The sequence below is a fragment of the Pseudomonas sp. C7.1 genome, from assembly GCF_056312395.1.
Genome location: NZ_JBWDTL010000003.1, coordinates 2965956 through 2987595 on the forward strand (window position 1 = coordinate 2965956; position 21640 = coordinate 2987595).

At 62.2% G+C, this 21640-nt stretch carries 20 protein-coding genes and 1 riboswitch; of the genes, 12 read left to right on the top strand and 8 right to left on the bottom strand.

What is annotated here, in order from left to right:
- Nucleotides 1-54 precede the first annotated feature (54 nt).
- A complete protein-coding gene (locus AC0T4W_RS17340) occupies nucleotides 55-798 on the top strand; it encodes a hypothetical protein (protein WP_476321074.1) in 744 nt (247 codons plus the stop codon).
- A gap of 4 nt (nucleotides 799-802) precedes the next feature.
- Here the strand turns inward: AC0T4W_RS17340 and AC0T4W_RS17345 are convergent, their stop codons facing one another.
- The 4 genes from AC0T4W_RS17345 to AC0T4W_RS17360 all read right to left on the bottom strand — a co-directional run bounded on the left by AC0T4W_RS17345 (nucleotide 803) and on the right by AC0T4W_RS17360 (nucleotide 6771).
- Nucleotides 803-1483, bottom strand: a complete 681-nt coding sequence (locus tag AC0T4W_RS17345; protein WP_476321076.1) for an energy-coupling factor ABC transporter permease — start codon at nucleotides 1481-1483, stop codon at nucleotides 803-805.
- A 55-nt stretch (nucleotides 1484-1538) separates the two neighbouring features.
- Nucleotides 1539-1747, bottom strand: a riboswitch (cobalamin riboswitch).
- Between the two features lie 117 nt (nucleotides 1748-1864).
- Nucleotides 1865-3517, bottom strand: coding sequence for an acyl-CoA dehydrogenase family protein (locus AC0T4W_RS17350; protein ID WP_476321078.1), 1653 nt, complete (start codon nucleotides 3515-3517; stop codon nucleotides 1865-1867).
- A complete protein-coding gene (locus tag AC0T4W_RS17355; protein ID WP_476321079.1) occupies nucleotides 3514-4170 on the bottom strand; it encodes a TetR/AcrR family transcriptional regulator in 657 nt (218 codons plus the stop codon). The genes AC0T4W_RS17350 and AC0T4W_RS17355 overlap by 4 nt, the downstream gene beginning before the upstream one ends.
- Nucleotides 4171-4389: 219 nt before the next feature.
- Nucleotides 4390-6771 (bottom strand): hybrid sensor histidine kinase/response regulator, encoded by a 2382-nt coding sequence (locus AC0T4W_RS17360; RefSeq protein WP_476321081.1) that lies wholly within the window; start codon nucleotides 6769-6771, stop codon nucleotides 4390-4392.
- 406 nt (nucleotides 6772-7177) lie between these two features.
- Here AC0T4W_RS17360 and AC0T4W_RS17365 point away from each other — a divergent pair, with 406 nt between their 5' ends.
- The 6 genes from AC0T4W_RS17365 (at nucleotide 7178) to AC0T4W_RS17390 (ending at nucleotide 12469) form a co-directional block, all read left to right on the top strand.
- The gene (locus tag AC0T4W_RS17365; protein WP_476321083.1) at nucleotides 7178-7972 is read left to right on the top strand and encodes a hydroxymethylpyrimidine/phosphomethylpyrimidine kinase; all 795 of its coding nucleotides are present in this window, start codon (nucleotides 7178-7180) and stop codon (nucleotides 7970-7972) included.
- A 27-nt stretch (nucleotides 7973-7999) separates the two neighbouring features.
- Nucleotides 8000-8626: a thiamine phosphate synthase gene (gene thiE, locus AC0T4W_RS17370; protein ID WP_476321085.1), complete on the top strand. Its 627-nt coding sequence runs from the start codon at nucleotides 8000-8002 to the stop codon at nucleotides 8624-8626.
- A 129-nt stretch (nucleotides 8627-8755) separates the two neighbouring features.
- On the top strand, nucleotides 8756-10045 hold the full coding sequence (gene hemL, locus AC0T4W_RS17375; RefSeq protein ID WP_476321087.1) for a glutamate-1-semialdehyde 2,1-aminomutase: 1290 nt from the start codon (nucleotides 8756-8758) through the stop codon (nucleotides 10043-10045).
- Nucleotides 10045-10701 carry a DUF6962 family protein gene (locus tag AC0T4W_RS17380; RefSeq protein ID WP_476321089.1) on the top strand — a complete coding sequence of 219 codons (657 nt, stop codon included), beginning with the start codon at nucleotides 10045-10047 and terminating at the stop codon, nucleotides 10699-10701. Before hemL ends, AC0T4W_RS17380 begins: the two co-directional genes overlap by 1 nt.
- A gap of 92 nt (nucleotides 10702-10793) precedes the next feature.
- Complete coding sequence (locus tag AC0T4W_RS17385) at nucleotides 10794-11345, top strand: tetratricopeptide repeat protein (RefSeq protein WP_476321091.1); 552 nt, start codon at nucleotides 10794-10796, stop codon at nucleotides 11343-11345.
- A gap of 104 nt (nucleotides 11346-11449) precedes the next feature.
- Complete coding sequence (locus AC0T4W_RS17390) at nucleotides 11450-12469, top strand: IS110 family RNA-guided transposase (protein ID WP_476319515.1); 1020 nt, start codon at nucleotides 11450-11452, stop codon at nucleotides 12467-12469.
- 424 nt (nucleotides 12470-12893) lie between these two features.
- Here the strand turns inward: AC0T4W_RS17390 and AC0T4W_RS17395 are convergent, their stop codons facing one another.
- A complete protein-coding gene (locus AC0T4W_RS17395; protein WP_069521143.1) occupies nucleotides 12894-13217 on the bottom strand; it encodes a DUF1820 family protein in 324 nt (107 codons plus the stop codon).
- A gap of 135 nt (nucleotides 13218-13352) precedes the next feature.
- Between AC0T4W_RS17395 and miaB the strand changes: the two genes are divergently transcribed.
- From miaB to lnt, 5 genes are all read left to right on the top strand, one after another.
- On the top strand, nucleotides 13353-14678 hold the full coding sequence (gene miaB, locus AC0T4W_RS17400) for a tRNA (N6-isopentenyl adenosine(37)-C2)-methylthiotransferase MiaB (RefSeq protein WP_476321093.1): 1326 nt from the start codon (nucleotides 13353-13355) through the stop codon (nucleotides 14676-14678).
- 177 nt (nucleotides 14679-14855) lie between these two features.
- Nucleotides 14856-15860: a PhoH family protein gene (locus AC0T4W_RS17405; protein ID WP_476321095.1), complete on the top strand. Its 1005-nt coding sequence runs from the start codon at nucleotides 14856-14858 to the stop codon at nucleotides 15858-15860.
- Complete coding sequence (gene ybeY / locus AC0T4W_RS17410; RefSeq protein WP_476321097.1) at nucleotides 15853-16311, top strand: rRNA maturation RNase YbeY; 459 nt, start codon at nucleotides 15853-15855, stop codon at nucleotides 16309-16311. The genes AC0T4W_RS17405 and ybeY overlap by 8 nt, the downstream gene beginning before the upstream one ends.
- 49 nt (nucleotides 16312-16360) lie before the next feature.
- Nucleotides 16361-17203 (top strand): HlyC/CorC family transporter, encoded by an 843-nt coding sequence (locus AC0T4W_RS17415; RefSeq protein ID WP_476321099.1) that lies wholly within the window; start codon nucleotides 16361-16363, stop codon nucleotides 17201-17203.
- A 313-nt stretch (nucleotides 17204-17516) separates the two neighbouring features.
- Nucleotides 17517-19037: an apolipoprotein N-acyltransferase gene (gene lnt / locus AC0T4W_RS17420; protein WP_476321101.1), complete on the top strand. Its 1521-nt coding sequence runs from the start codon at nucleotides 17517-17519 to the stop codon at nucleotides 19035-19037.
- A 129-nt stretch (nucleotides 19038-19166) separates the two neighbouring features.
- Here lnt and AC0T4W_RS17425 read toward each other — a convergent pair whose 3' ends face one another.
- The 3 genes from AC0T4W_RS17425 to AC0T4W_RS17435 are packed head-to-tail and all read right to left on the bottom strand — an operon-like array spanning nucleotide 19167 to nucleotide 21486.
- A complete protein-coding gene (locus AC0T4W_RS17425; RefSeq protein ID WP_476321103.1) occupies nucleotides 19167-20072 on the bottom strand; it encodes a 5-oxoprolinase subunit C family protein in 906 nt (301 codons plus the stop codon).
- Entirely contained in the window at nucleotides 20069-20746 is a 678-nt protein-coding gene (gene pxpB, locus AC0T4W_RS17430) for a 5-oxoprolinase subunit PxpB (protein WP_476321105.1), read from the bottom strand. The genes AC0T4W_RS17425 and pxpB overlap by 4 nt, the downstream gene beginning before the upstream one ends.
- The gene (locus AC0T4W_RS17435; RefSeq protein WP_476321107.1) at nucleotides 20743-21486 is read right to left on the bottom strand and encodes a 5-oxoprolinase subunit PxpA; all 744 of its coding nucleotides are present in this window, start codon (nucleotides 21484-21486) and stop codon (nucleotides 20743-20745) included. Before AC0T4W_RS17435 ends, pxpB begins: the two co-directional genes overlap by 4 nt.
- Nucleotides 21487-21640 lie beyond the last annotated feature (154 nt).

A 21640-nucleotide genomic window follows, 5' to 3' on the forward strand; every position in this document is an offset into this window, starting at 1 on the left:
CCAAACCAGCATCAGTTGCTAATCTTCAGACGCCCCATCCCCTAAGGAAAACGCATGCCGCGCCTCCTGCTCACACTTGCGCTCAGTCTGTTACCCCGTTTTCTGTTGGCCGACACCCTGGACGGCCACTATCTGACCACGCTGGACGGCCAGCCAGCCGAAATGCACCTGCGCAGCCAGGACCAGCAGGTCAGCGGGGAATATGTAGAGGGTGGCAGGTTGCGCCTACAGATCAGCGGCAGCTTTGACGGCCAGCTGCTCAGTGCGCAGATCAGCGAGCCGCAATCCGGGCAACTGATCGCCAATATGAATGCCACCTATGCCAACGGCGTGCTCAACGCCCATATTGCCGCGCGCAACCCGACTACCGGGGCAACCCTGGAACGCAAGGCGCTATTCCACCGGCAAAAACTCAGCGCCGCCCTGGCACAAAAAATCATCAGCCCAAGCAGCAACGCAACACGCGACCCGGCGCTGATCGGCACCTGGGTACACGAGCAGATCATCAACAGCGGCGGCGCCAACTTTGCCTTAATGACCACCCAGATGATTCTGCAACTAAGTGATGACGGCAGCGTTTCGCAATGGACGCGCAGCGTGGCGGGCGGCACCGACTGGAACGCCAACAGCCCTGGCGAGCTGCAATACAGCGGCCGCTGGCAGACCAGCAACGGCCTGCTGGAAGTGCAGCTGCAGGGCCGCAGCGACTACCAGCCCGCCGCCTACTACCGCTTCAGCGACCAGTACCTGGTCACTGAAAGCAATACCGGCAAGCTGATCTGGCAGCGCCGCCGCTGATCGATCAAACCGGCTGGTGCAGGCGCGAATTAAACAACGGCCCACGACTATAAGCCGAAAGCGTCTTGGCCGCAGCCAGCACACCCAGGTCGACCAGCGGCTCGATCAGAATCACACTCATATACGCCAGAGCAAAGCTGCCCACGGCTGCAAGGTTCTCACCGGAGAAGCCGTTACCGTAGAACGCCCAGAAGCCGACCCAGGCAACGATGCCACCCTGATAAGCGGTCGATAGCGCCAGCGCCTGCTTGTAGGAGAGATCCACATAAGCGGTGCCCGGCGCGATGATGCGCTTGGCCAACAGACTGATAGCCCACAGCGGCACCAGCAGCGTGGTGACGTTCATGCCGTACTGCGGCAGGTCAAACTGAGCAAATAGCAGCCCCTGCAGCAGCAGGCCAGCGGCCAAGCCAATAGCTGTTGCGCCTGCACCAAATAGCAGCAGCAAGGTCGAGCCGAGGATCAGATGCACCTCGGAAACCCCAACCGCATGGTGCGGAAAGACCTCGAAGAAGCAGAACACCAGGGCAGTGGTCAGCAGGCTGCGCAGCGCCAGGGCGGCGACGCCACCGTTGCTGCGTACGCTGTCGAGGGCAAGCTTGGCCGTAAGACCAAAGGCACCCGCAGCGGTTGCATAACTGAGGAAGAGTTTGGCACCTGTAACAACTTCGGGTTCGATGTGCATAGAGATTCCTGTACCGCGCCCACCGCGCGATGATCGGGATTGAGGGGATGGGCATAAGCGCCCGGCTTCGATGGCAGGTCTCCTGGCTCACGGCTTAACACTTCGCCCGCCTTCCCGACCTTGCGGCCAGTGGCATCCGGGCGTTGCTCACCGTTTACAGTTGCGGGGGCAGCCATGGCTTCGGCACCAGTTGCAGTGCCACACATGTTCCCTTTTCATCCAGTCGCATAAATGCGAACCGGAACCATCGGCGGCCACCTTACCCGGCGGCCAAGAGAAATGACAGAGCCGCCCCTCAGTGACTCACCGGCGCTAGGCCGGGCTCTGGGGGAAAGCGCTGCTGGAGCTCAGCCCGCAGCGCTTGTCAGCCAAGTAAGCGCCTTAGATCAAATGCGGCGTACTGCGCGCCACCAGCGCTTCAACATCCAGCCCACGCGGCAAGGTGCCGTAGACCCGACCACCCTGCCCGCCCAGACGGCTGGCGATAAAGGCATCGGACACCGCCGCATTGCCGGCCTCCAGCAGCAGCTTGGCTTGCAGGGCCAGGGCTACGTCCTCGGTGAGCTGGCGGGCGCGGTACTGGATGTCGGCGGTGTCGCGAAAATCTGCCTGCAACTTGGCGATATGCGCTTTCAGGCGCGCATCGCCATGACCATCGCCCAGCTCAACAAACAGCGCATCAAGCACGCCGGGTTCCTTGGACAGTGCACGTAACACGTCCAGGCATTGCACATTGCCCGAGCCTTCCCAGGTCGAGTTGACCGGTGCTTCGCGGTACAGCCTTGGCAGGATGGTGTCCTCAACATACCCAGCGCCGCCCATGCATTCGGCGGCTTCGTTGATCATTGCGGGGGCGCGTTTGCAGATCCAGTATTTGCCCACGGCGGTAACCAGGCGGGCGAACTTGTCTTCCTGCTCGTCATGGGCATTATCCAGCGCCTTGCCCATGCGCAGGGTCAGCGCCAGGGCCGCTTCGCTTTCCAGGGCCAGGTCGGCCAGCACGTTCTGCATCAGCGGCTGCTCGCTCAGCACACGGCCGCCAACCTGGCGATGGGCACAGTGGTGCGCGGCCTGGGTCAGTGCCTGACGCATCAGGGCGCTGGAGCCGATCATGCAGTCGAAGCGGGTCAGCGCGACCATCTCGATAATGGTTGGCACGCCTCGGCCTTCTTCACCGACCATCCAGGCCAGGGCGCCACGGTACTCCACCTCGCTGGAGGCGTTCGACCAGTTGCCCAGCTTGTTTTTCAGGCGCTGGATATAGAACTCGTTGCGCGTACCGTCCGGGCGATGACGCGGCAGCAGAAAGCAGGTCAGGCCCTTATCGGTATACGCCAGCGTAAGGAATGCATCACACATCGGCGCCGAGCAGAACCATTTGTGGCCGACCAACTCATAGGCCTGGCCAGGGCCACCGAGGCCCACCGCATAAGCCCGGGTGGTATTAGCGCGTACATCGGTGCCGCCCTGTTTTTCGGTCATGGCCATGCCGATGGTCGCGCCGGTTTTCTGCTCGATGGGCAGATTGCGCGGATCGTATTGGGTGGAGAGGATTTTCGGCAGCCACTTCTCGGCCACATCGCCCTGCAGCTTGAGCGCGGGCACGCTGGCGAAGGTCATGGTCAGCGGGCAACCGCTGCCAGCTTCGGCCTGGCTGTGCAGATAACTCATGGCGGCGCGCGCGACCTGGGCGCCGGCACGCGGGTCGGTCCAAGGCATGGACGGCAGGCCATGCTCAATAGCCGCGCTCATCAGTTGGTGATAGGCCGGGTGGAACTCCACCAGATCGGCGCGATGGCCATAGCGGTCGTGGCTTTTGAACACCGGCTTGTTCTCATTGGCAAGAAAGCCGGCGACCATCAGCTCGCCGCCGGCCAGGGCGCCATACACATCCAACTTCTGCTCGGCCCAGCCACCGCCGAAGCGTTTGTTCCATTCCTGCAGCGGTAGATCGACGCGATACAGGTTGGCGCCGTCCAACGGCGGCACCTGGTTAAACACTTCATGGGTTTCGGCCTGTTGGCTGGCATTCATGGCTGAAGCTCCTCTTCGTTGGGCAATGGGGCGCCGACGGCGCGTAGACAAAAGGTGACCAAGGCCTGGCTGACTTCGGCCAGGCTGGGGGCGGGATAACCAGCTTCGCGGGCCGCGCGGGCGTGCGGCGATAGAGGGCCGACCAGGGCCTCGGCAATGGCGCCGACCAGGCAGGCGGCGATCAGATTGACCTGCTGCACGCGGAACTGTCCCTCACGGTTACCGGCCTCAAGCAGCTCGGCAAACAGTGCGGCATAGGCTTCCCGATAACGCAGGCGGCGCTCATCCACCTCAGGCTCAACCGGTTCGGCGATCAGGGCGAAGGCCAGCTGGCGACTGTGCCAGGCCCGCTCGGCGAAGCGCTGCAAGCCTAATTGCAGACGGGTCAGTGGATCGCCCGGGCCGCGCAGAATCGCGCTGAGCTCATCGACCTCGCGCTGGCTGGCCACGGCAAATACCTCGGCCGCCAGCTCACCCTTGCGGCGGAAGTGGCGGTACAGGCTACCGGTGGCAATGCCGACATCCTCGGCCAGCGCCTGCATGGTCAAGGCGGCAAAGCCACCCTCGGCCACCCGCGCCAGGGCGCTGGCAAGAATACGTTCGCGTAGCGCCTGATCGCGGTCGACACGCAGGGCAGTGGTGCGATAAACCATGATCTGAATCCTGATTCACTAATTGAGCTCAGTGAATCACGCTTCAGAGTTTGCGCACAGCGGCATTTCGGCCAAGAGAGGGACGCGCGCGCAGCAGGCAGCCATAGTCCGGACAAACCGCTGCACGTACTTCTTACGGGAGACAAGCCCCCGGATTGCGCTGGCGCTTATTCGGGCTACGAGGGCGGTGGCTTAAGCCAATCGTGATTTATGCTCAACTCAACCGGCGCGGCAGAGCACCCAGTCGTGCAACAGACTGCGCAGCTGCTCGAACTTCACCGGCTTGGCCAGGTAGTCGCTCATACCCGCAGCCAGACAACGCTCGCGATCACCGCTGTGACTGTGGGAGGTGATCGCCAGCACCGGCAGCAGCTGACAGCCGGGCAGATTGCGCAGCGCCCGGCAGGTGGCGAAACCATCCATCACCGGCATCTGGCAATCCAGAAGCACCGCGTCGATGGGCTCGTTGCGCAGCACCTCCAGCGCTTCGGCGCCGTTATCGGCGGTGCGCACCTGATAACCCAGTTTGAGCAGCATGCCGCGGGTTACCAGTTGGTTGATCGCGTTGTCCTCAACGATCAATACCGTGCATTGCTCAGGCGCACGCACCGCCGGGCCCGTGGCGCGCAGCACCACTGCAGCTGGGGTGGTCATCTGCATCGGCAAGGCCAACGGCAGTTCCAGGCGAAAGCAGCTGCCCTGGCCTGGCTGGGACTCATGGCTGAGGTCGCCGCCGAGCAGGTCGACCAGTTGCCGACAGATCGCCAGGCCAATGCCCAAGCCGCCGTACTCGCGGGTCATCGAGCCGTCCAGCTGCTGGAAGCGTTGATACAGCTTGCCGTCAGCCGGCACGGTGAAGCCCACCCCACTGTCAATCACCTCGATGCGCAGCCGCAGAACATCGCTCATCGTGCCGCCGCAACTGACTCGCACGCGCACCTCGCCATGCGCGGTGAATTTGATGGCGTTATCCAGCAGACAATTGAGGCTTTGCAGCAGTTTGTTGGCGTCACCCTCAAGGGTGTCCGGCAGGCTGTCGTCCAATTCCAGAATAAAACGCAGGCCCTTCTCTTCGGCGCGTGGCGCGTACTGCGCACGCAGCCCATCAAACAGGCCGCGCAGGCTGAACGGTTCACGCCGTGGGTACAGACGCCCGGCCTGCAGTTCGGTGAGGGCGAGGATGTCGTTGACCATGCGCATCATGTCGCGGGCCGAGCTGGCGGCCGTGCGCTGATAATGCGCCAGCTCACCGTCGATCTCGAGCATCTGCATCAGCTCCAGCGAGCCAATCACCCCGTTCATCGGCGTGCGCAACTCGTGGGTGACGGTGGCGAGAAATTCATCCTTGAGGCGGTTGCTGTTGGCCAGTTCCTGGTTGAAGGCTTCAAGCTTGAGCCCGGCCTCCTGGAGGATGCGCGTGCGTTCTTCCTTCATCGCATTGATGCGATCAGCCAGGGCCAGGGACAGCAGGCCGACCTCCAGCGCCGAACCGATCTGACTGGCGTACATGGTGAGGAACACATTCGGCAGATAGCCCAGCACCATCAGGGTGTTGATCATCCCGCCGACGAGAAAGGCGGTCCAGGCGATGATGAAGTAGCGCGCCACGCGCATGCCACGCATCCAGGCGAGGATGCCGGCGCTGAAGATCACCACGGTAAAGCCCAGCGCCAGGTAAGTGGCCAGACGCAGCGACAGCGCGTAGCTGGCCGTCAGCGCCAGGGTCATCACCAGCACGCCACTGGCCATCATCAGCAACAAGGCGCGATCAACCCAGGGACTGTGCGCGGCGGTATGCAGAAAGCTGCGCGCGAACTGGCAACCGAACAACGCGGCCGCGCCAATCAGAAACGGCGTGGCGGCGTTTGCCCACCAGGGGCTGTTGGGCCAAAAATACTCGATGGCCGCGCCGTTGACCGACAGCTGATAAAAGCCGAACGAGGCGATATAGAGGATGTAATACAGGTAGCTGGTATCGCGTACGCTGAGGAAGATAAACAGGTTGTAGATCAGCATCACCAGCAGCACGCCATAGATGATGCCCAGCACGTAGATGCGCGCAGGCAGCTCTTCCACATATGCATTGGGCGCCCAAAGGGTTAGCGGCGCCTGAATCGAGCCCTGACTTTCCAGGCGCAGGTAGATGCTTTGCCGCTGCGCGGGCGGCAACTTCAGCTCGAACACATAGTTATGTTGTTTGATCTCGCGGCTGGAGAACGGCAAGGCATCGCCGGTGTGCTGGCTCAGCTGATAACGCCCCAGCGCATCAGGCATATACAACTGCACATGATCAAGCGGCGGATAGGCCAGCTCCAGCAACCAGGGCTGCACGCCTGTCGCCTGCTGCGGGCGGTATTCCAGATCCAGGCGCAGCCAGAACACCGAGCGCGAATAGCCGGCGTTCAGTACACCCTTGTCGTGCTGACGGAAACTGGCCTGCAAGGCCGGCGAGGTGATGTCCTCAATGCTGGCATCGCCGCGTACATCCTCAAATACCGACATGGCCTTGCCGAGCGGCAGGCTGCGGGTGTTTTCGTCAAAAACCAATGCCCCGGCCAACCCTGGCACCAGCATAAAGAAACAGAGAAGGATGTAGTGCATGCAACTCAGCCAGAGTAAGCCAGCAGCGACACGACGCGCAGCTGGAAGCGGTGTATTGGGAAGGTTGGCACTCTAGCATAGGCTTTTATCTGTAGCCCGGATGCAATCCGGGAACCTTCTGGACGCCGAACAACAACCCCGGATTACATTGGGCTAGGGGCCTGTCGGGCTTGACCGTTCGTAGCGAGGGAAAGTCCGGATCGAGTCAGTTTTGTTGGTCTTTCGAGGCGAATAGCGAGCTATTTAACGAGAAAGAGCAGCAAAAATGGCCGAGTCCGGCTTTTCCGCAGTAGAACAGTGTCAAGTCCGACAGGCTCCTAGGGGCATGCGACAGATCGTCCGCCCAACTGGCTTTCCCACCGCAGCGGGATCTGCAAGCCGTGGTTTGGTGGTAAGCTCGCGCACCATGAAAACGCCTACCTCTCGCCCCGTAGTGCTGTGCCTGTCCGGTCATGACCCCAGTGGTGGTGCCGGCCTGCAAGCCGATATCGAAGCCCTGCTCGCCCTGGGCTGTCACGCAGCCCCCACCGTCACCGCGCTGACCGTGCAGGACACGGTGAATGTCTCCGACTTCCGCGTGCTCGACCGCGAGTGGGTGCTAGCCCAGGCCAATGCGGTGATCAACGACCTGCCGGTTGAGGCAGTCAAATTGGGCATGCTCGGCTCGGTGGAGATGGTTGAAACCGTACTGGAGATCATGCAGCGCCTGCCCGGCATCCCGCTGGTCTGCGACCCGGTGCTGCGTGCCGGCGGCGGTGGCGCCCTTGGCAAGGATGAAGTCGGCTACGCCATGCGCGAGCGCCTGCTGCCCGTCGCCACCATCGCCACCCCGAACCTGCCGGAAGCGCGCATCCTCGCCGAATTGCCGGATGGCACGGCGGACGAGTGTGCGGAGAAACTACTGCCCTATATCCAGCACCTGTTGATCACCGGCGGCCATGGCGATGAGCACGAAGTGCACAACCGCCTGTACATCCGCGACGGCAGCCGCCACACCTTTACCTGCCAGCGCCTGCCCGGCAGCTACCACGGCTCCGGCTGCACCCTGGCCAGCGCCCTGGCCGGTCGCCTGGCGATAGGCCAGGAACTGGTCAGCGCCGTGCAATTTGCCCTCGATTACACCTGGCGCACCCTGCGCGATGCTGAGCAACCTGGCCACGGCCAGTTTATTCCGCGCCGTCTGCCGCTAGACCTATTTTGATGAACGGCTGCTGATGGAGCGCACCCGATGAAACTGCGTGGCCTATATGCCATCACCGACAGCCAGTTGCTCCAGGGCAAGCTGCTGCCCTACGTCGAAGCTGCGCTCAAGGGCGGCGCAACGCTGCTGCAATACCGCGACAAATCCAGCGATGACGCCCGCCGCCTGCGCGAGGCCGAAGCCTTGCGTGAGCTGTGCAACCGCTATGGCGCCGCGCTGATCATCAATGATGATGCCGAGCTGGCCGCCCGCCTTGGTGTAGGCCTGCATCTGGGCCAATCTGACGGTTCGCTGTCGGTGGCCCGCGCCCTGCTTGGGCGCAAGGCCATTATCGGCGGCACCTGCCATGCCCAGATCGAACTGGCTGAAGCCGCCGCCAAGGAAGGTGCCAGCTATGTCGCCTTCGGACGCTTCTTCGACTCCAATACCAAGCCCGGCGCGCCCAACGCCAGCGTCGAGTTGCTGGCGACGGCCAAGGCCAAGATCAACCTGCCGATTGTCGCCATCGGCGGCGTGACCCTGGACAACGCCCCGGCGCTGATTGCCCAGGGCGCCAGCATGGTCGCAGTAATTCACGGCCTGTTCGGTGCCGACTCGGCTGCTGAAGTCGAGCGCCGCGCTCGCGCCTTTAGCGCCCTGCTTACCCCGAAATAATGGCCTGGAGCCATTATTAACGTCGCGCAGCGACGGTCCGAAGGGTGGCCGCCAAGGATGGCAGGCCATAATTAATCTTTGTCAGGGGCGACCCAGCTCGCTCCGAACTCCCGTTTGAGAGGCCCTGCCATGTCCCGTTCCGAAACCCTCTTCGCCAACGCGCAAAAGCACATCCCCGGCGGCGTCAACTCGCCAGTGCGCGCTTTCAAAAGCGTCGGCGGCACGCCGCTGTTCTTCAAGCACGCGGAAGGCGCCTACGTCACCGATGAGGACGACAAGCGCTACGTCGATTACGTCGGCTCCTGGGGCCCGATGATCCTCGGCCACAGCCACCCAGACGTTCTCGACGCAGTGCGCAACCAGCTGCAGCACGGTCTCTCCTACGGCGCGCCGACCGCCATGGAAACCGAGATGGCGGACCTGGTATGCAGTCTGGTGCCGTCGATGGAGATGGTACGCATGGTCAGCTCCGGCACCGAGGCGACCATGAGCGCCATCCGCCTGGCCCGTGGTTACACCGGCCGCGACAACATCATCAAGTTTGAAGGCTGCTACCACGGCCACTCCGACAGCTTGCTGGTGAAAGCCGGCTCCGGCCTGCTGACCCAGGGCGTACCAAGCTCGGCCGGCGTGCCGGCAGATTTTGCCAAACACACCCTGACCCTGCCCTTCAACGACCTGGCAGCGGTCGAGCAGATGCTTAGCGAAGTCGGCGCGAGCGTGGCCTGCATCATCGTCGAGCCGGTGGCCGGTAATATGAACTGCGTACCGCCAGCACCGGGTTACCTGCAAGGCCTGCGCGAGCAGTGCGACAAGCATGGCGTGGTGCTGATTTTCGATGAAGTGATGACCGGTTTCCGCGTCGCCCTCGGCGGCGCCCAGGCCCATTACGGCGTAACCCCAGACCTGACCACCTTCGGCAAGATCATCGGCGGCGGCATGCCGGTGGGCTGCTTCGGCGGCAAGCGCGAGATCATGCATTGCATCGCCCCGCTCGGCCCGGTCTACCAGGCCGGTACCCTTTCAGGTAACCCGCTGGCCATGGCCGCTGGCCTAACTACCCTGCGCCTGATCAAGCGCCCGGGCTTTCACGCCGAGCTGACGGACTACACCAGTCGCATGCTGCAAGGCCTGCAGGAGCGCGCCGATGCCGCCGGCATCCCCTTTGTCACCACCCAGGCGGGCGGCATGTTCGGCCTGTATTTCAGTGGTGCCGACGATATCGTCACCTTTGATGATGTGATGGCCAGCGACGCCGAGCGTTTCAAACGTTTCTTCCACCTGATGCTGGCCGGCGGCGTGTACCTGGCACCCAGCGCCTTCGAGGCCGGTTTTACCTCCATCGCCCATGGCGATGCCGAGCTGAAAATCACCCTGGACGCCGCCGAGCGCGCCTTTGCCGAGCTGAAGAACGCCTAATGCAGTACAGCACCGCCTTTAGCGACGCAGTCCTGGCCCTGGCCTGCTTGGCCTGCGTAATCGCCATCGGCAAAGCCCGCAAGCACTATGGCGAGGCCGACCAGCCCGCGCTGTTCTGCGCGCTGCTGGGGTTTCTTCTGCCAGCCGCAGCTGCGGCCGTCGGGGTGATTCATTTTGGTATCGACCCCAGCGCGCAGGCCGCACACCTGTGGCTAAGCCAGGCCAGCAGCTTTCTCGGCCTGCCGCTGCTTGGCGCCGCCGCGCTGGCATTGGGCCGTGGCTGGGCCTGGAGCAGACCGAACTGGGGGCGCATTCTGCTGGGGCTGTGTGCCTTCTTCGAGCTGTTCCGGCAGATGAACTATCTGGAGGATTACCGCCTGTTGCTCAACCTGGCGACCCTACTGCTGATCCTCTACGCCGGTGCCGTGCAGTGGCCCAAGCGCAAACCGCTGGTGGCTGCCACTGCAGTAGTCGGGCTGTTTCTGCTGGCCGGTCTGGCCGTGGGCACCGAGGGTTTTATCGGCTCGTTACGCCGGATTGACCTGTTCCACGCCCTGCTGACACCGGCTTATCCGTTGCTGGCCTGGCTGTTACTGAGCCTGCCTGGCAGTGCAAAACTCGACTGTGCAGAAGAAAACCCGGTAAAGACTTTGTAAGAACGCTGCTGCTTATTTCATAATGTGACAGCCGACGCGTTTCGTCGGCCAGGCACATCGCCTGTTGTGCACCCCGAGGTAAACGGATTTCCATGAAACGCACCGGCCGCACCCTGTCCCTGGGCTGCCTGTTGCTCCTGCTGCCACTGCTTGCCTCGGCAAGCGGCAACTCTTTGCTGATCCCCGCGCTTGGCAGCTGCTCACTCAACACCGCCCCCGAAGAACTGCCCGCTGCTCTTGAGGCCTGCGAACAGGCAGCACTCAATGGTGACCTGCAGGCAGAATTCGAGTTGGGCGAGTTCTATTACGACGGCAAGCGCGTCGAGCGTGATCTCAGCCAGGCAATGAAATGGTTCGAGCAGGCCTCGCTGCAGGGCCATGCGCAATCGCAGTACCGCCTGGGCATGATGTTCTTCCGGGGCGAAGGCGTACCGGCGAACGCCGTGCAGGCTTATATCGTGCTGAAGATGGCGGCGGTCAATGGCTCGGACGACGCCATGGACAGCGCTGACCTAATTGCCGCACAGATGCCGCGCAATGAGCTGGAAATTGCCAGCCAGGTGCTCGGGCAGATCTTCCGCAACTACCTGCTGGAACTGCAGAACGCCGACGCTCTTACCTCGCCGTTCGCGCCACTGCCTTAACAACCGTAAACCGTAGGACAATGAGATGGACTCCTCCCTCCTACGGCGTCTATGCGCCAGACTGAGGTTGTCACAACCAAACAGCCACGAAGGGAGGAGTCACCATGAAACTTAAGCGAATCGGCATCGATTTGGCAAAACAGGTTTTTCAAGTTCATGGCGTCGATAGCCACGAGCAGGTGAAGTGCCGTAAGCAGCTCAAGCGTTCACAGATGCTGGATTTTTTCCGCCAACAAGAGCCGTGCTTGGTGGCGATGGAGGCCTGTGGTAGTTCGCATTACTGGGCGCGCGAGCTGGGCAAGTTGGGGCATGAAGTGCGGTTGATTGCGCCGCAGTTCGTCAAACCCTACGTCAAGAGTGGTAAGAACGACGCCAACGACGCGGAGGCGATTTGCGAGGCTGCCAGCCGACCCACGATGCGTTATGTCGCGGTGAAGAGTGCCGAGCAGCAAGCTGGGCAGTCGGTGCACCGGATCAGAAGCCGGTTAATCAGGGCGCGTACAGCGTTGGTTAACGAGATACGTGGCCTGCTTGGCGAGTTCGGTTTGGTGGCGAGTCGCCAGGGAATAGCGGCCACCCGCGCGTTGCTGCAGCAGGCGCTGGACGAACACCAGACATTACCGGGCGAGCTGCACGAAATGCTCGAGTTATTGCGTGATGAGCTGCAGGGACAGGATGAGCGAGTCAAACAGTTGGACAGCATGCTTCACCGTCAGGTTAAGACGGATGAGCGTGTCCAGCGTTTGCTGCAGGTGGAGGGCGTTGGCCCGATCAGCGCGACTGCCGTGGTGTCTGCAGTGGGTGATGCACGGCAGTTCAGTTCGGGCAGACAGTTCGCGGCCTGGCTGGGATTAGTGCCGAGCCAGCATTCAAGTGGCGGCAAAGAGCGTCTGGGGCACATCAGCAAAAAGGGTGACTGTTACCTGCGCACGTTATTGGTCCATGGCGCTCGTGCGGTGCTGAAGACCTGTAAGGAAAAGACGGATCGACGCAGCACCTGGCTGCAGCAGTTGCAGTGTCGACGCAACACAAATATCGCCACGGTCGCCCTGGCGAACAAGAATGCCCGGATCATCTGGGCGATCCTCAGCAAGGGGGAAGACTATCAACCTGCTGAGGCGTAAACCTGAAGTACCCAAGCTGGAATGAAGTGACACCGTAGAAGATCCACCACGATTGCACAGTGACATGCAGTGATGACGAACCGGTCGAGCCGGCATGTGTAAAACCTGCTTTACCCACAGGCCCTCTGTAAACCAAGGCCGCTAGGGCGATCAGGAACACATGAGCGGATATTCATCATGGCTCAAGGCACCCAACGCCTTATCAGAAGCCGGATATACGGAAGCAGTCGTACCTAGGTTCGTTGGATGTGTATTTCACTGGCAAAACGGGAGGAGTCCATATATGGGTTGAGCGAAGCGATACCCATGCGGCCTGATGATGGGTATCGCAGGCTCAACCCATCCTACGCACTGTTGTACATGAGCATTCCGAGCCTGTTTTCAACGCAGCAGGGCCGACGCGCAGCAGATCGTATGCAGGTACTTACTTATCCGGCATCGGCATGGGGAACGGCATGATATTGCCGCCACCCTTGGCTTCGCTGATCTTCGGCGTGCCCAGGCGTTCGACTTCGTCGATGCGGATGATCGCGTGCATAGGGATAAAACTGCGCACCACACCGTCAAACTGCGCCTTGAGCTTTTCTTCGCTCGGGTCAACCACTACCTGGGTGCGCTCGCCAAAGACGAACTCTTCTACTTCCAGAAAGCCCCACAGATCACTTTGAAAAATCTGCTTGGCATACATCTCGTACACCTGACCCTGGTTGAGGAAAATCACCTTGTAGATGGGTTCGCGCTTGCTCATGGTTATGCAGTTCGTACCGAGGGGTTAATTGAAAGGGCGCGGATCATAGCATAGCCGCCGGACAGGCAACGCTAGGAAGCCAGCCACTTGGCCCCTATAATGCGCGGTTCTTCGAATCACCCTTTTTGAGCGCGCATGACCAAGAAGCTTTATATCGAAACCCACGGTTGCCAGATGAACGAGTACGACAGCTCGCGCATGATCGACCTGCTGGGTGAACATCAAGCCCTGGAAGTCACCGAGAAGGCCGCAGACGCTGACATCATCCTGCTCAACACCTGCTCGATCCGTGAAAAAGCCCAGGACAAAGTCTTCTCGCAACTCGGCCGCTGGCAAAAGCTGAAGATTGCCAACCCCGACCTGGTGATAGGTGTCGGCGGCTGCGTGGCCAGTCAGGAAGGCGCGGCGATTCGCGACCGCGCGCCCTATGTCGACGTGGTCTTCGGCCCGCAGACCCTGCACCGCCTGCCGGAAATGATCGACGCCGCGCGCACCACCAAGATCGCCCAGGTCGACATCAGCTTCCCCGAGATCGAGAAATTCGACCGCCTGCCCGAACCACGCGTCGATGGCCCCAGCGCCTACGTCTCGGTGATGGAAGGCTGCAGCAAGTACTGCACCTTCTGCGTGGTGCCCTACACCCGTGGCGAAGAAGTCAGCCGCCCCATGGCCGATGTGCTGGGTGAAATCATCCACTTGGCCGAACACGGCGTGCGTGAAATCACCCTGCTCGGGCAGAACGTCAACGGCTACCGTGGCGCAACCCAGAACGGCCAGATCGCCGACTTCGCCGAGCTACTCTACGCAGTGGCAGCCATCGACGGCATCGACCGCATTCGCTACACCACCAGCCACCCGCTGGAGTTCTCCGACGCGCTGATCCAGGCCCACGCCGAGATCCCCGAGCTGGTGAAGTACCTGCACCTGCCGGTGCAATCGGGCTCCGACCGCATTCTTGCGGCGATGAAGCGCAACCACACCGCGCTGGAATACAAGTCGCGCATCCGCAAGCTGCGCGCCGCCGTGCCGGACATTCTGATCAGCTCGGACTTTATCGTCGGCTTCCCCGGTGAAACCGAGAAGGACTTCGAGCAGACCATGAAGCTGGTCGAGGATATCGGTTTCGACTTCTGCTACTCCTTCGTCTACAGCGCGCGCCCCGGCACCCCGGCGGCCGACCTGCCCGACGACACCCCGCTGGAACTGAAAAAACAGCGCCTGGCGCTGCTGCAACACCGCATCACCCAGCAGGGTTTCGAGAACAGCCGACGAATGGCCGGCACCGTGCAGCGCATCCTGGTCAACGATTACTCGAAAAAGGACCCCGGCATGCTCCAGGGCCGCACCGAGACTAATAGGGTGGTTAACTTTCGCAGTGACAACCCGCGCCTGATCGGTCAGTTTGTCGACGTGCATATCGACGAAGCCATGCCCAACTCGCTGCGCGGCAGCCTGTTGTAGGGTGGATGTCGTTTTTTACATCCACCATGGCTGCGCGATTGGTGGATGGGTGAGGCGTCATCCACCCTACGCGAACGGCTCTGCAACAGGTTGCTGGCGGCCCGAGCTTCCCCCTCGCGGCCGCTAGCGCTATTCTTCGCTTCACTACCCCAGCCGACTGGCGGCCATCACACGACCTTGAACGCACCCATAGAACCACTCCGCTTTATCCTTGAACCCTTCGAGGCTCGCCGCTTCGCTAACCTGTGCGGCCAATTTGATGAGCACCTGCGCCTGATCGAAGCGCGCCTGGGTATCGAATTGCGCAACCGCGGCAACCAGTTCGAACTGGTCGGCTCCGCCGGCCAGACCAACGCCGCCGAGCAGTTGTTGCGCCGTCTGTACCGCGAAACTCAAAACACCGAACTGTCGCCCGATCTGGTGCACCTGTTCCTGCAAGAGTCCGGCATAGAGGAAATGAGCAGCCCGACCGTCGAAGCCAGTGTTGCCCTGCGCACCCGCAAGGGCATGATTCGCCCACGCGGGGCCAATCAGCAGCGCTACGTCAAAGCCATCCTCGACCACGACATCAACTTCGGCATCGGCCCGGCCGGCACCGGCAAAACCTACCTCGCGGTGGCCTGCGCCGTGGATGCCTTGGAGCGCGAGCAGATTCGCCGCATCCTGCTGGTACGCCCGGCGGTCGAGGCCGGCGAGAAGCTCGGCTTCCTGCCTGGCGACCTGTCGCAGAAGATCGACCCGTACCTGCGCCCGCTGTACGACGCGCTCTACGAGATGCTCGGCGTCGAGCAGGTGGCCAAACTGATTGAGAAACAGGTGATCGAGGTCGCGCCGCTGGCCTATATGCGCGGCCGCACGCTAAGCAACAGCTTTATCATCCTCGACGAAAGCCAGAACACCACCCTGGAACAGATGAAGATGTTCCTCACCCGCATCGGTTTCGGCTCCACTGCAGTGATTACCGGCGACATCACCCAAGTCGACCTGCCACGCGGCACCAAAAGTGGCCTGACCCATGTGATCGACGTACTGCGTGAAGTGCCAGGCATCAGCTTTACCCACTTCAAGCCCAAAGACGTAGTGCGCCACCCGCTGGTGCAGCGCATCGTCGAAGCCTACGAGCGCTACGACAATCGCATACACGGCAAGATGGATAACGAGCAGGATGAGCGCAATGCTTGAGCTTGATCTGCAAATCGCCAGTGACGCCAGCAGCCTACCTAGCGAGGCGCAGTTTCGCGCCTGGTGCGAGATCGCCCTGCGCCAGCGCACGGCGGATTCCGAGTTGACCATCCGCCTGGTCGATGAAGCCGAAGGCCGCGAGCTCAATCACACCTGGCGTCATAAGGATTACGCCACCAACGTACTGTCCTTCCCGGCCGATGTGCCGGACGAGATGCTGGATATACCGCTGCTCGGTGATCTGGTGATCTGCGTGCCAGTGGTTGAGCGCGAAGCCGCCGAACAAGCGAAAACCAGCGAAGCGCATTGGGCGCACCTGGTGATCCACGGCTGTCTGCATTTGCTCGGTTACGACCATATCGAGGATGAAGAAGCCGAAGAGATGGAAGCGCTGGAACGAGAATTGCTGGCTGAATTGGGGCACCCTGACCCTTACGCCGACCACGAATAATGTCCCTCCACAACCCACAGAAATTAGAAAAGGTTCCTGAGTAACCACCATGAGCGAAGACCGATCGAGCAACGAGCATAAGTCCTGGTTTAACAGACTGACCCAGGCTTTTGCTCATGAGCCGAAAAACCGCAAGGAATTGCTGGAAGTGCTGCGCGAAGCGCATCAGAACAAGCTGCTCGACAGCGAAGCACTGGCCATCGTTGAAGGTGCAATTCAGGTCGCCGACCTGCAAGTTCGCGACATTATGGTGCCGCGCTCACAGATGATGAGCATCAAGGCCAACCAGACGCCCAAGGAGTTTCTGCCCTCGATCATCGAGGCCGCGCACTCGCGCTATCCCGTGGTGGGCGAGAGCCTCGACGATGTGGTCGGCATTCTCCTGGCCAAGGATCTGCTGCCGCTGATCCTCTCGGGCGAACAGCCCAACTTCAATATCAAGGACCTGCTGCGCCCGGCCACCTTCGTGCCCGAGTCCAAGCGCCTCAACGTGCTGTTGCGTGAGTTCCGCGCCAACCACAACCACATGGCCGTGGTCATCGATGAGTACGGCGGCGTTGCCGGCCTGGTGACCATCGAGGACGTGCTGGAGCAGATCGTCGGCGATATCGAAGACGAGCACGACGTGGAAGAAGACAGCTACGTCAAACCGCTGCCCTCCGGCGACTTCCTGGTCAAGGCGCTGACGCCAATCGACAGTTTCAACGAAGCCTTCGACACCGAGTTCTCCGATGACGAGTTTGATACCGTCGGCGGCCTGGTGATGAGTGCCTTCGGCCACCTGCCCAAGCGCAACGAAGTGACCCAGATCGGCGAATTCCGCTTCCGCGTACTCAACGCCGACAGCCGCCGCATCCATCTGCTGCGTCTAAGCCCATTGGAGCGCAGCTAGCGCACCTGTGTCTGTAGGAGCCAGCTTGCTGGCGATCCGTACGAGATGATCGCCAGCAAGCTGGCTCTTATAAAAAAATAACTCATTGTTTTATATGGATAAATTAAATTCGCATAAAGACCTGTAGGAGCGGGCCATGCCCGCGAAACGCATCGCGGGCATGGCCCGCTCCTACAGGTACCTACACGCCGAAAGACGCAATTGCCCCAGTTTGCTGCGCGACAGCGCGGCGTCTGGACGACGGGGATCTGCTACACATCCCCGCGCATTCCGCTTTACCCTTGCGCCACCTCAATCCAAGGACCTGCATGCAATGCACTGGATAACCCGACCTGGCTGGCCCGGCAACCTTATCGCCCTGCTCGCTGGCGCCATCACGCCCCTGGCGCTGGCGCCTTATGACCTGTGGCCGCTGGCCATCCTCTCCATCGCCCTGTTCTACCTCGGCCTGCGTGACCTCACGCCGCGTCAGGCGACCCTGCGCGGCTGGAGTTATGGCTTTGGCCTGTTCGCCGCCGGCACCAGCTGGGTGTACGTGAGCATCCACGATTACGGCGCGGCCTCACCGCCCCTGGCGACATTCCTGACCCTGCTGTTTGTCGGCGGCCTGGGTCTACTGTTCGCCCTTAGCGCCTGGGTCTGGACACGCTGGCTACGCCGGGCTGAAGCACCGCTGGCCGATGCCCTGGCCTTCGCGGCCCTGTGGCTGGCGCAGGAAGCCTTCCGCAGCTGGTTTCTCACCGGTTTCCCCTGGCTGTACGCCGGTTACAGCCAGCTCGACGGTCCGCTGGCCGGGCTGGCTCCGGTGGGCGGCGTGTGGCTGCTGTCCTTTGCCCTGGCGCTGAGCGCCGCGCTGCTGGTGAATCTGGCGCAACTGCGCACACGCAAGGCGTTTCTCGCCATCGGCGTGGTGCTGTTAATCGCCCCGTGGATTGCCGGCCTTGCCCTCAAGAGCCACGCCTGGACCCAACCGCTGGGCGAGCGGCTAAGCGTGTCGGCCATGCAGGGCAATATCGAACAGAACATGAAGTGGGACCCCGAGCAGCTCAACGCGCAGCTCGCGCTGTACCGCGATATGACCTTCAGCGCCAAACCGACCGACCTGATCGTCTGGCCGGAAACCGCCATCCCGGTGCTCAAGGACCGCGCCCAGGGCTACCTGGGCATGATCAACCGCTTCGCCAATGAGCGAAATGCCGCGCTGATTACCGGCGTGCCGATTCGCCAGAGCAACGAGCGCGGTGAGCAGCGCTACTACAACGGCATCAGCGTAGTCGGTCAGGGCAGCGGTGATTACCTCAAGCAGAAGCTGGTGCCCTTCGGTGAATACGTGCCGCTACAAGAAGTGCTGCGCGGGTTGATCGCCTTCTTCAACCTGCCGATGTCGGATTTTGCCCGTGGCTCCGCCGAGCAAAGCCTGCTGCAGGCCAAGGGCCATTCAATTGCCGCGTTTATCTGCTACGAAGTGGTCTACCCGGAGTTTTCCGCCGGCCTGGCCGCGCAGAGCGACCTGCTGCTGACCATCAGCAACGACACCTGGTTTGGCCGCTCCATCGGCCCGCTGCAGCACCTGCAGATGGCGCAAATGCGCGCCCTGGAAGCCGGCCGCTGGATGATCCGCGCGACCAACAACGGCGTTACCGCGCTGATCGACCCACAAGGCCAGATCACCACCCAACTGCCGCAGTTCGAGCAAGGCGTGCTGTATGGCCAGGTTCAGCCGATGCAGGGGCTCACGCCTTATCTGCAGTGGCGCGGCTGGCCGATGCTGATCATCTGCCTGCTGCTATTCGCCTGGGCGCTGCTGGCCAGCCGTATGGCCAAGACGCTATAGAGACAACTAACTCGTAACCCACAAGGCGATGGAATGGCCGACTACCGCTTGGTGGGTTACGCAGCGCTCCAGCCCCGCATAGGCTTCCACATTGCGGCCATGCGCTGCTAACCCACCCTACAAAAGCGCCTATAAACGGCGAAAGAACCGGTAGAACTCGCGCAGCTCAGCCTGCGCGTCGCCGATACTGACCGGGGTGAAGCGCAGCGGATGGTGCGCCGGGCATTGCGCCAGGCGGCCCTGATCGAGCGGATGCAGCCAGCCGAGCAGCGGGTAACCGCCCATGCTCTGGTGATCGGCCTGGAGGATGATCGGCTGGCCATCCGGCGGCACCTGAATCGCGCCCCTCCCCACACCCAATGACCACTGCCGCACGGGCGGCTGCAAGGCCTCACCGAGCAGCCGCGCGCCCATGCGGTCGGAGTGTGGGCTGAGCTGCCAGGTCTGGGCGAAAAAGCCCTGCAACTGGTCTTCCTCAAAACTCGCCGCATCGCCGCCGGTGATCACCCGCAGCAAGGGTTTGCAGGCGTAATCCGGCAGATAGGGCCAGGGCACGCTGGCGCTGCGTGAGAAATGCGCGGTCCGGCAAGCCAACAGATCCCCGACCTGCAACGCCTGCCCCAACCCTTCACGCAGCTGCACGCTGACGCTGCCCAGCACCGGCGCGGCGATAAAGCCGCCGGCCACCGCCAGGTAGGCACGCTGGCCCCTGCGGGCAAAGCCCAGGCGCAGCAGCTGGCCTTTGCGCAACGGCAGGCGCGCCCACAACGGCTGCGGCTGATCATCCACACTCAGCGGCGCCTGGGCACCACAGACCGCCACCCAGGTGTCGACCTCAGCCTGCAACTCGATGCCGCCCAGGGCGATTTCCAGCAGCGGCGTACCCCAGGGATTGTTCAGCAGACGATTGGCCCAGGCCGCGCCATGCCAATCCAGCGGCCCCGCTGGCGATACGCCCAGGTGTTGCCAGCCGCGCCGCCCGCCATCTTGCAGCAGGCTCTGCGGCCCAGGCTTGAGCACCCGCAGGCCGCTCACAGCAGCCCGCCTTCGCGGATAAAGTCGCGCTCATCAATGCTGCGAAAACGCACCCGCTCACCCAGCGCCAGCGGGCATGGCGGCGTTCGCGCAGCGTCGAACAGCGACCAGGGGCAACGGCCGATCAAGTGCCAGCCGCCAGGCGAGCTGTGCGGGTAGATCGCCGTCTGCCGCTCGGCAATTGCCAGGCTCCCGGCCGGTACGGCAATGCGTGGGGTGGCGCGGCGCGGCAACGCCAGGCGCGCGTCCAGCTCACCGAGGTAGGCAAAGCCTGGGGCAAAACCAATCGCGCCGACGCGGTACTCGGTCGCGGCATGCAGTTCGATCACCTGGGCGCTGCTCAGCTGACAGAGCTGGGCAACCTCCGCGAGGTCTTCACCGTTATACAAGATCAGGATTTCATGCAGCCTCCCGGCCTGCGCGACAAAAGGGTCGGCCAACCAGCGCTCCAGCAGCGGCTTGAGCCGCTCGGCCAGCTCCAGGTGATCGGTACGCATCAGGTCATAGTGCAGCAGCAGGCTGGTCCAGCCCGGCACCAGGTCGGTGAGGTCCTCGCCCAGCTCGCCACGGATGCGCTCGGCCAGCAGGGCGATCCGTTGTGGCAGCTGCGCATCCGGCTGCTCGGCCAGCACCAGCAGCAGCGCTTCGGCACCGGCCGGTTCGAGGCGGATCATAAGGCGTCCAGGCTGGCCCGCAAACGCCGCAGCACGGCCAGTGAGTCGGCGTTATCACCATGCACGCACAGGCTGTCGGCGCGCAGTTGCAGCGGCTTGCCATCGATATCGGCAAACGGCTCACCACGGGCAATCGCCAGGGCCTGCTGAAATATCCGCTGCGGATCATGGTGCACAGCGCCGCTCAAACGCCTCGGTGCCAACTGCCCATCGGCCAGGTAAGCGCGGTCAGCAAAGGCCTCGAACATCAGCGGCACATCGGCAGCATCGGCCAGGCGCAGTTCGCGGCTGTTGTCGGCCAGGGCCAGCACCATCAGCGGCAAGCCCTTGCGGTAACGGGCGCAGGCCTCCAGCACCGCATTGAACAGCGCATCGTCACGCACAAGATCGTTGTATAACGCACCATGGGGCTTGACGTAGGCCAGCTGGGTGCCGGCCGCGCGGCAGAAGGCTTCCAGCGCGCCGAGTTGATACAGCACCAGCGCGGTGACCTCCTCTGGCGAGCAGGCGATATGCCGACGGCCAAAACCGAGCAAATCCGGGTAGGCCGGGTGCGCGCCAATGCTCACCCTATGCTGCACCGCCAGGGCGACGGTGCGCTGCATGGTCATTGGGTCGGATGCATGAAAACCGCACGCCAGATTGGCCTGATCAACCAGCGGCATGGCATGCACGTCATCGCCCATGCTCCACACGCCGAAGCTTTCACCCATGTCGCAATTCAGCAGGATTTTTTTCATGGCCCCAAGCTTAGAGCCACACACAGAGCGGCACCAGTGCGAATACAACCCGCGCCACGCTCTCGCCAACGACGGATTGCATTGAACGATGGCTCTCGGGTCTCTCGTAACGGGCCATGCCCGCGATACTTCTGGCAAGCCCGTAGCCTGGATA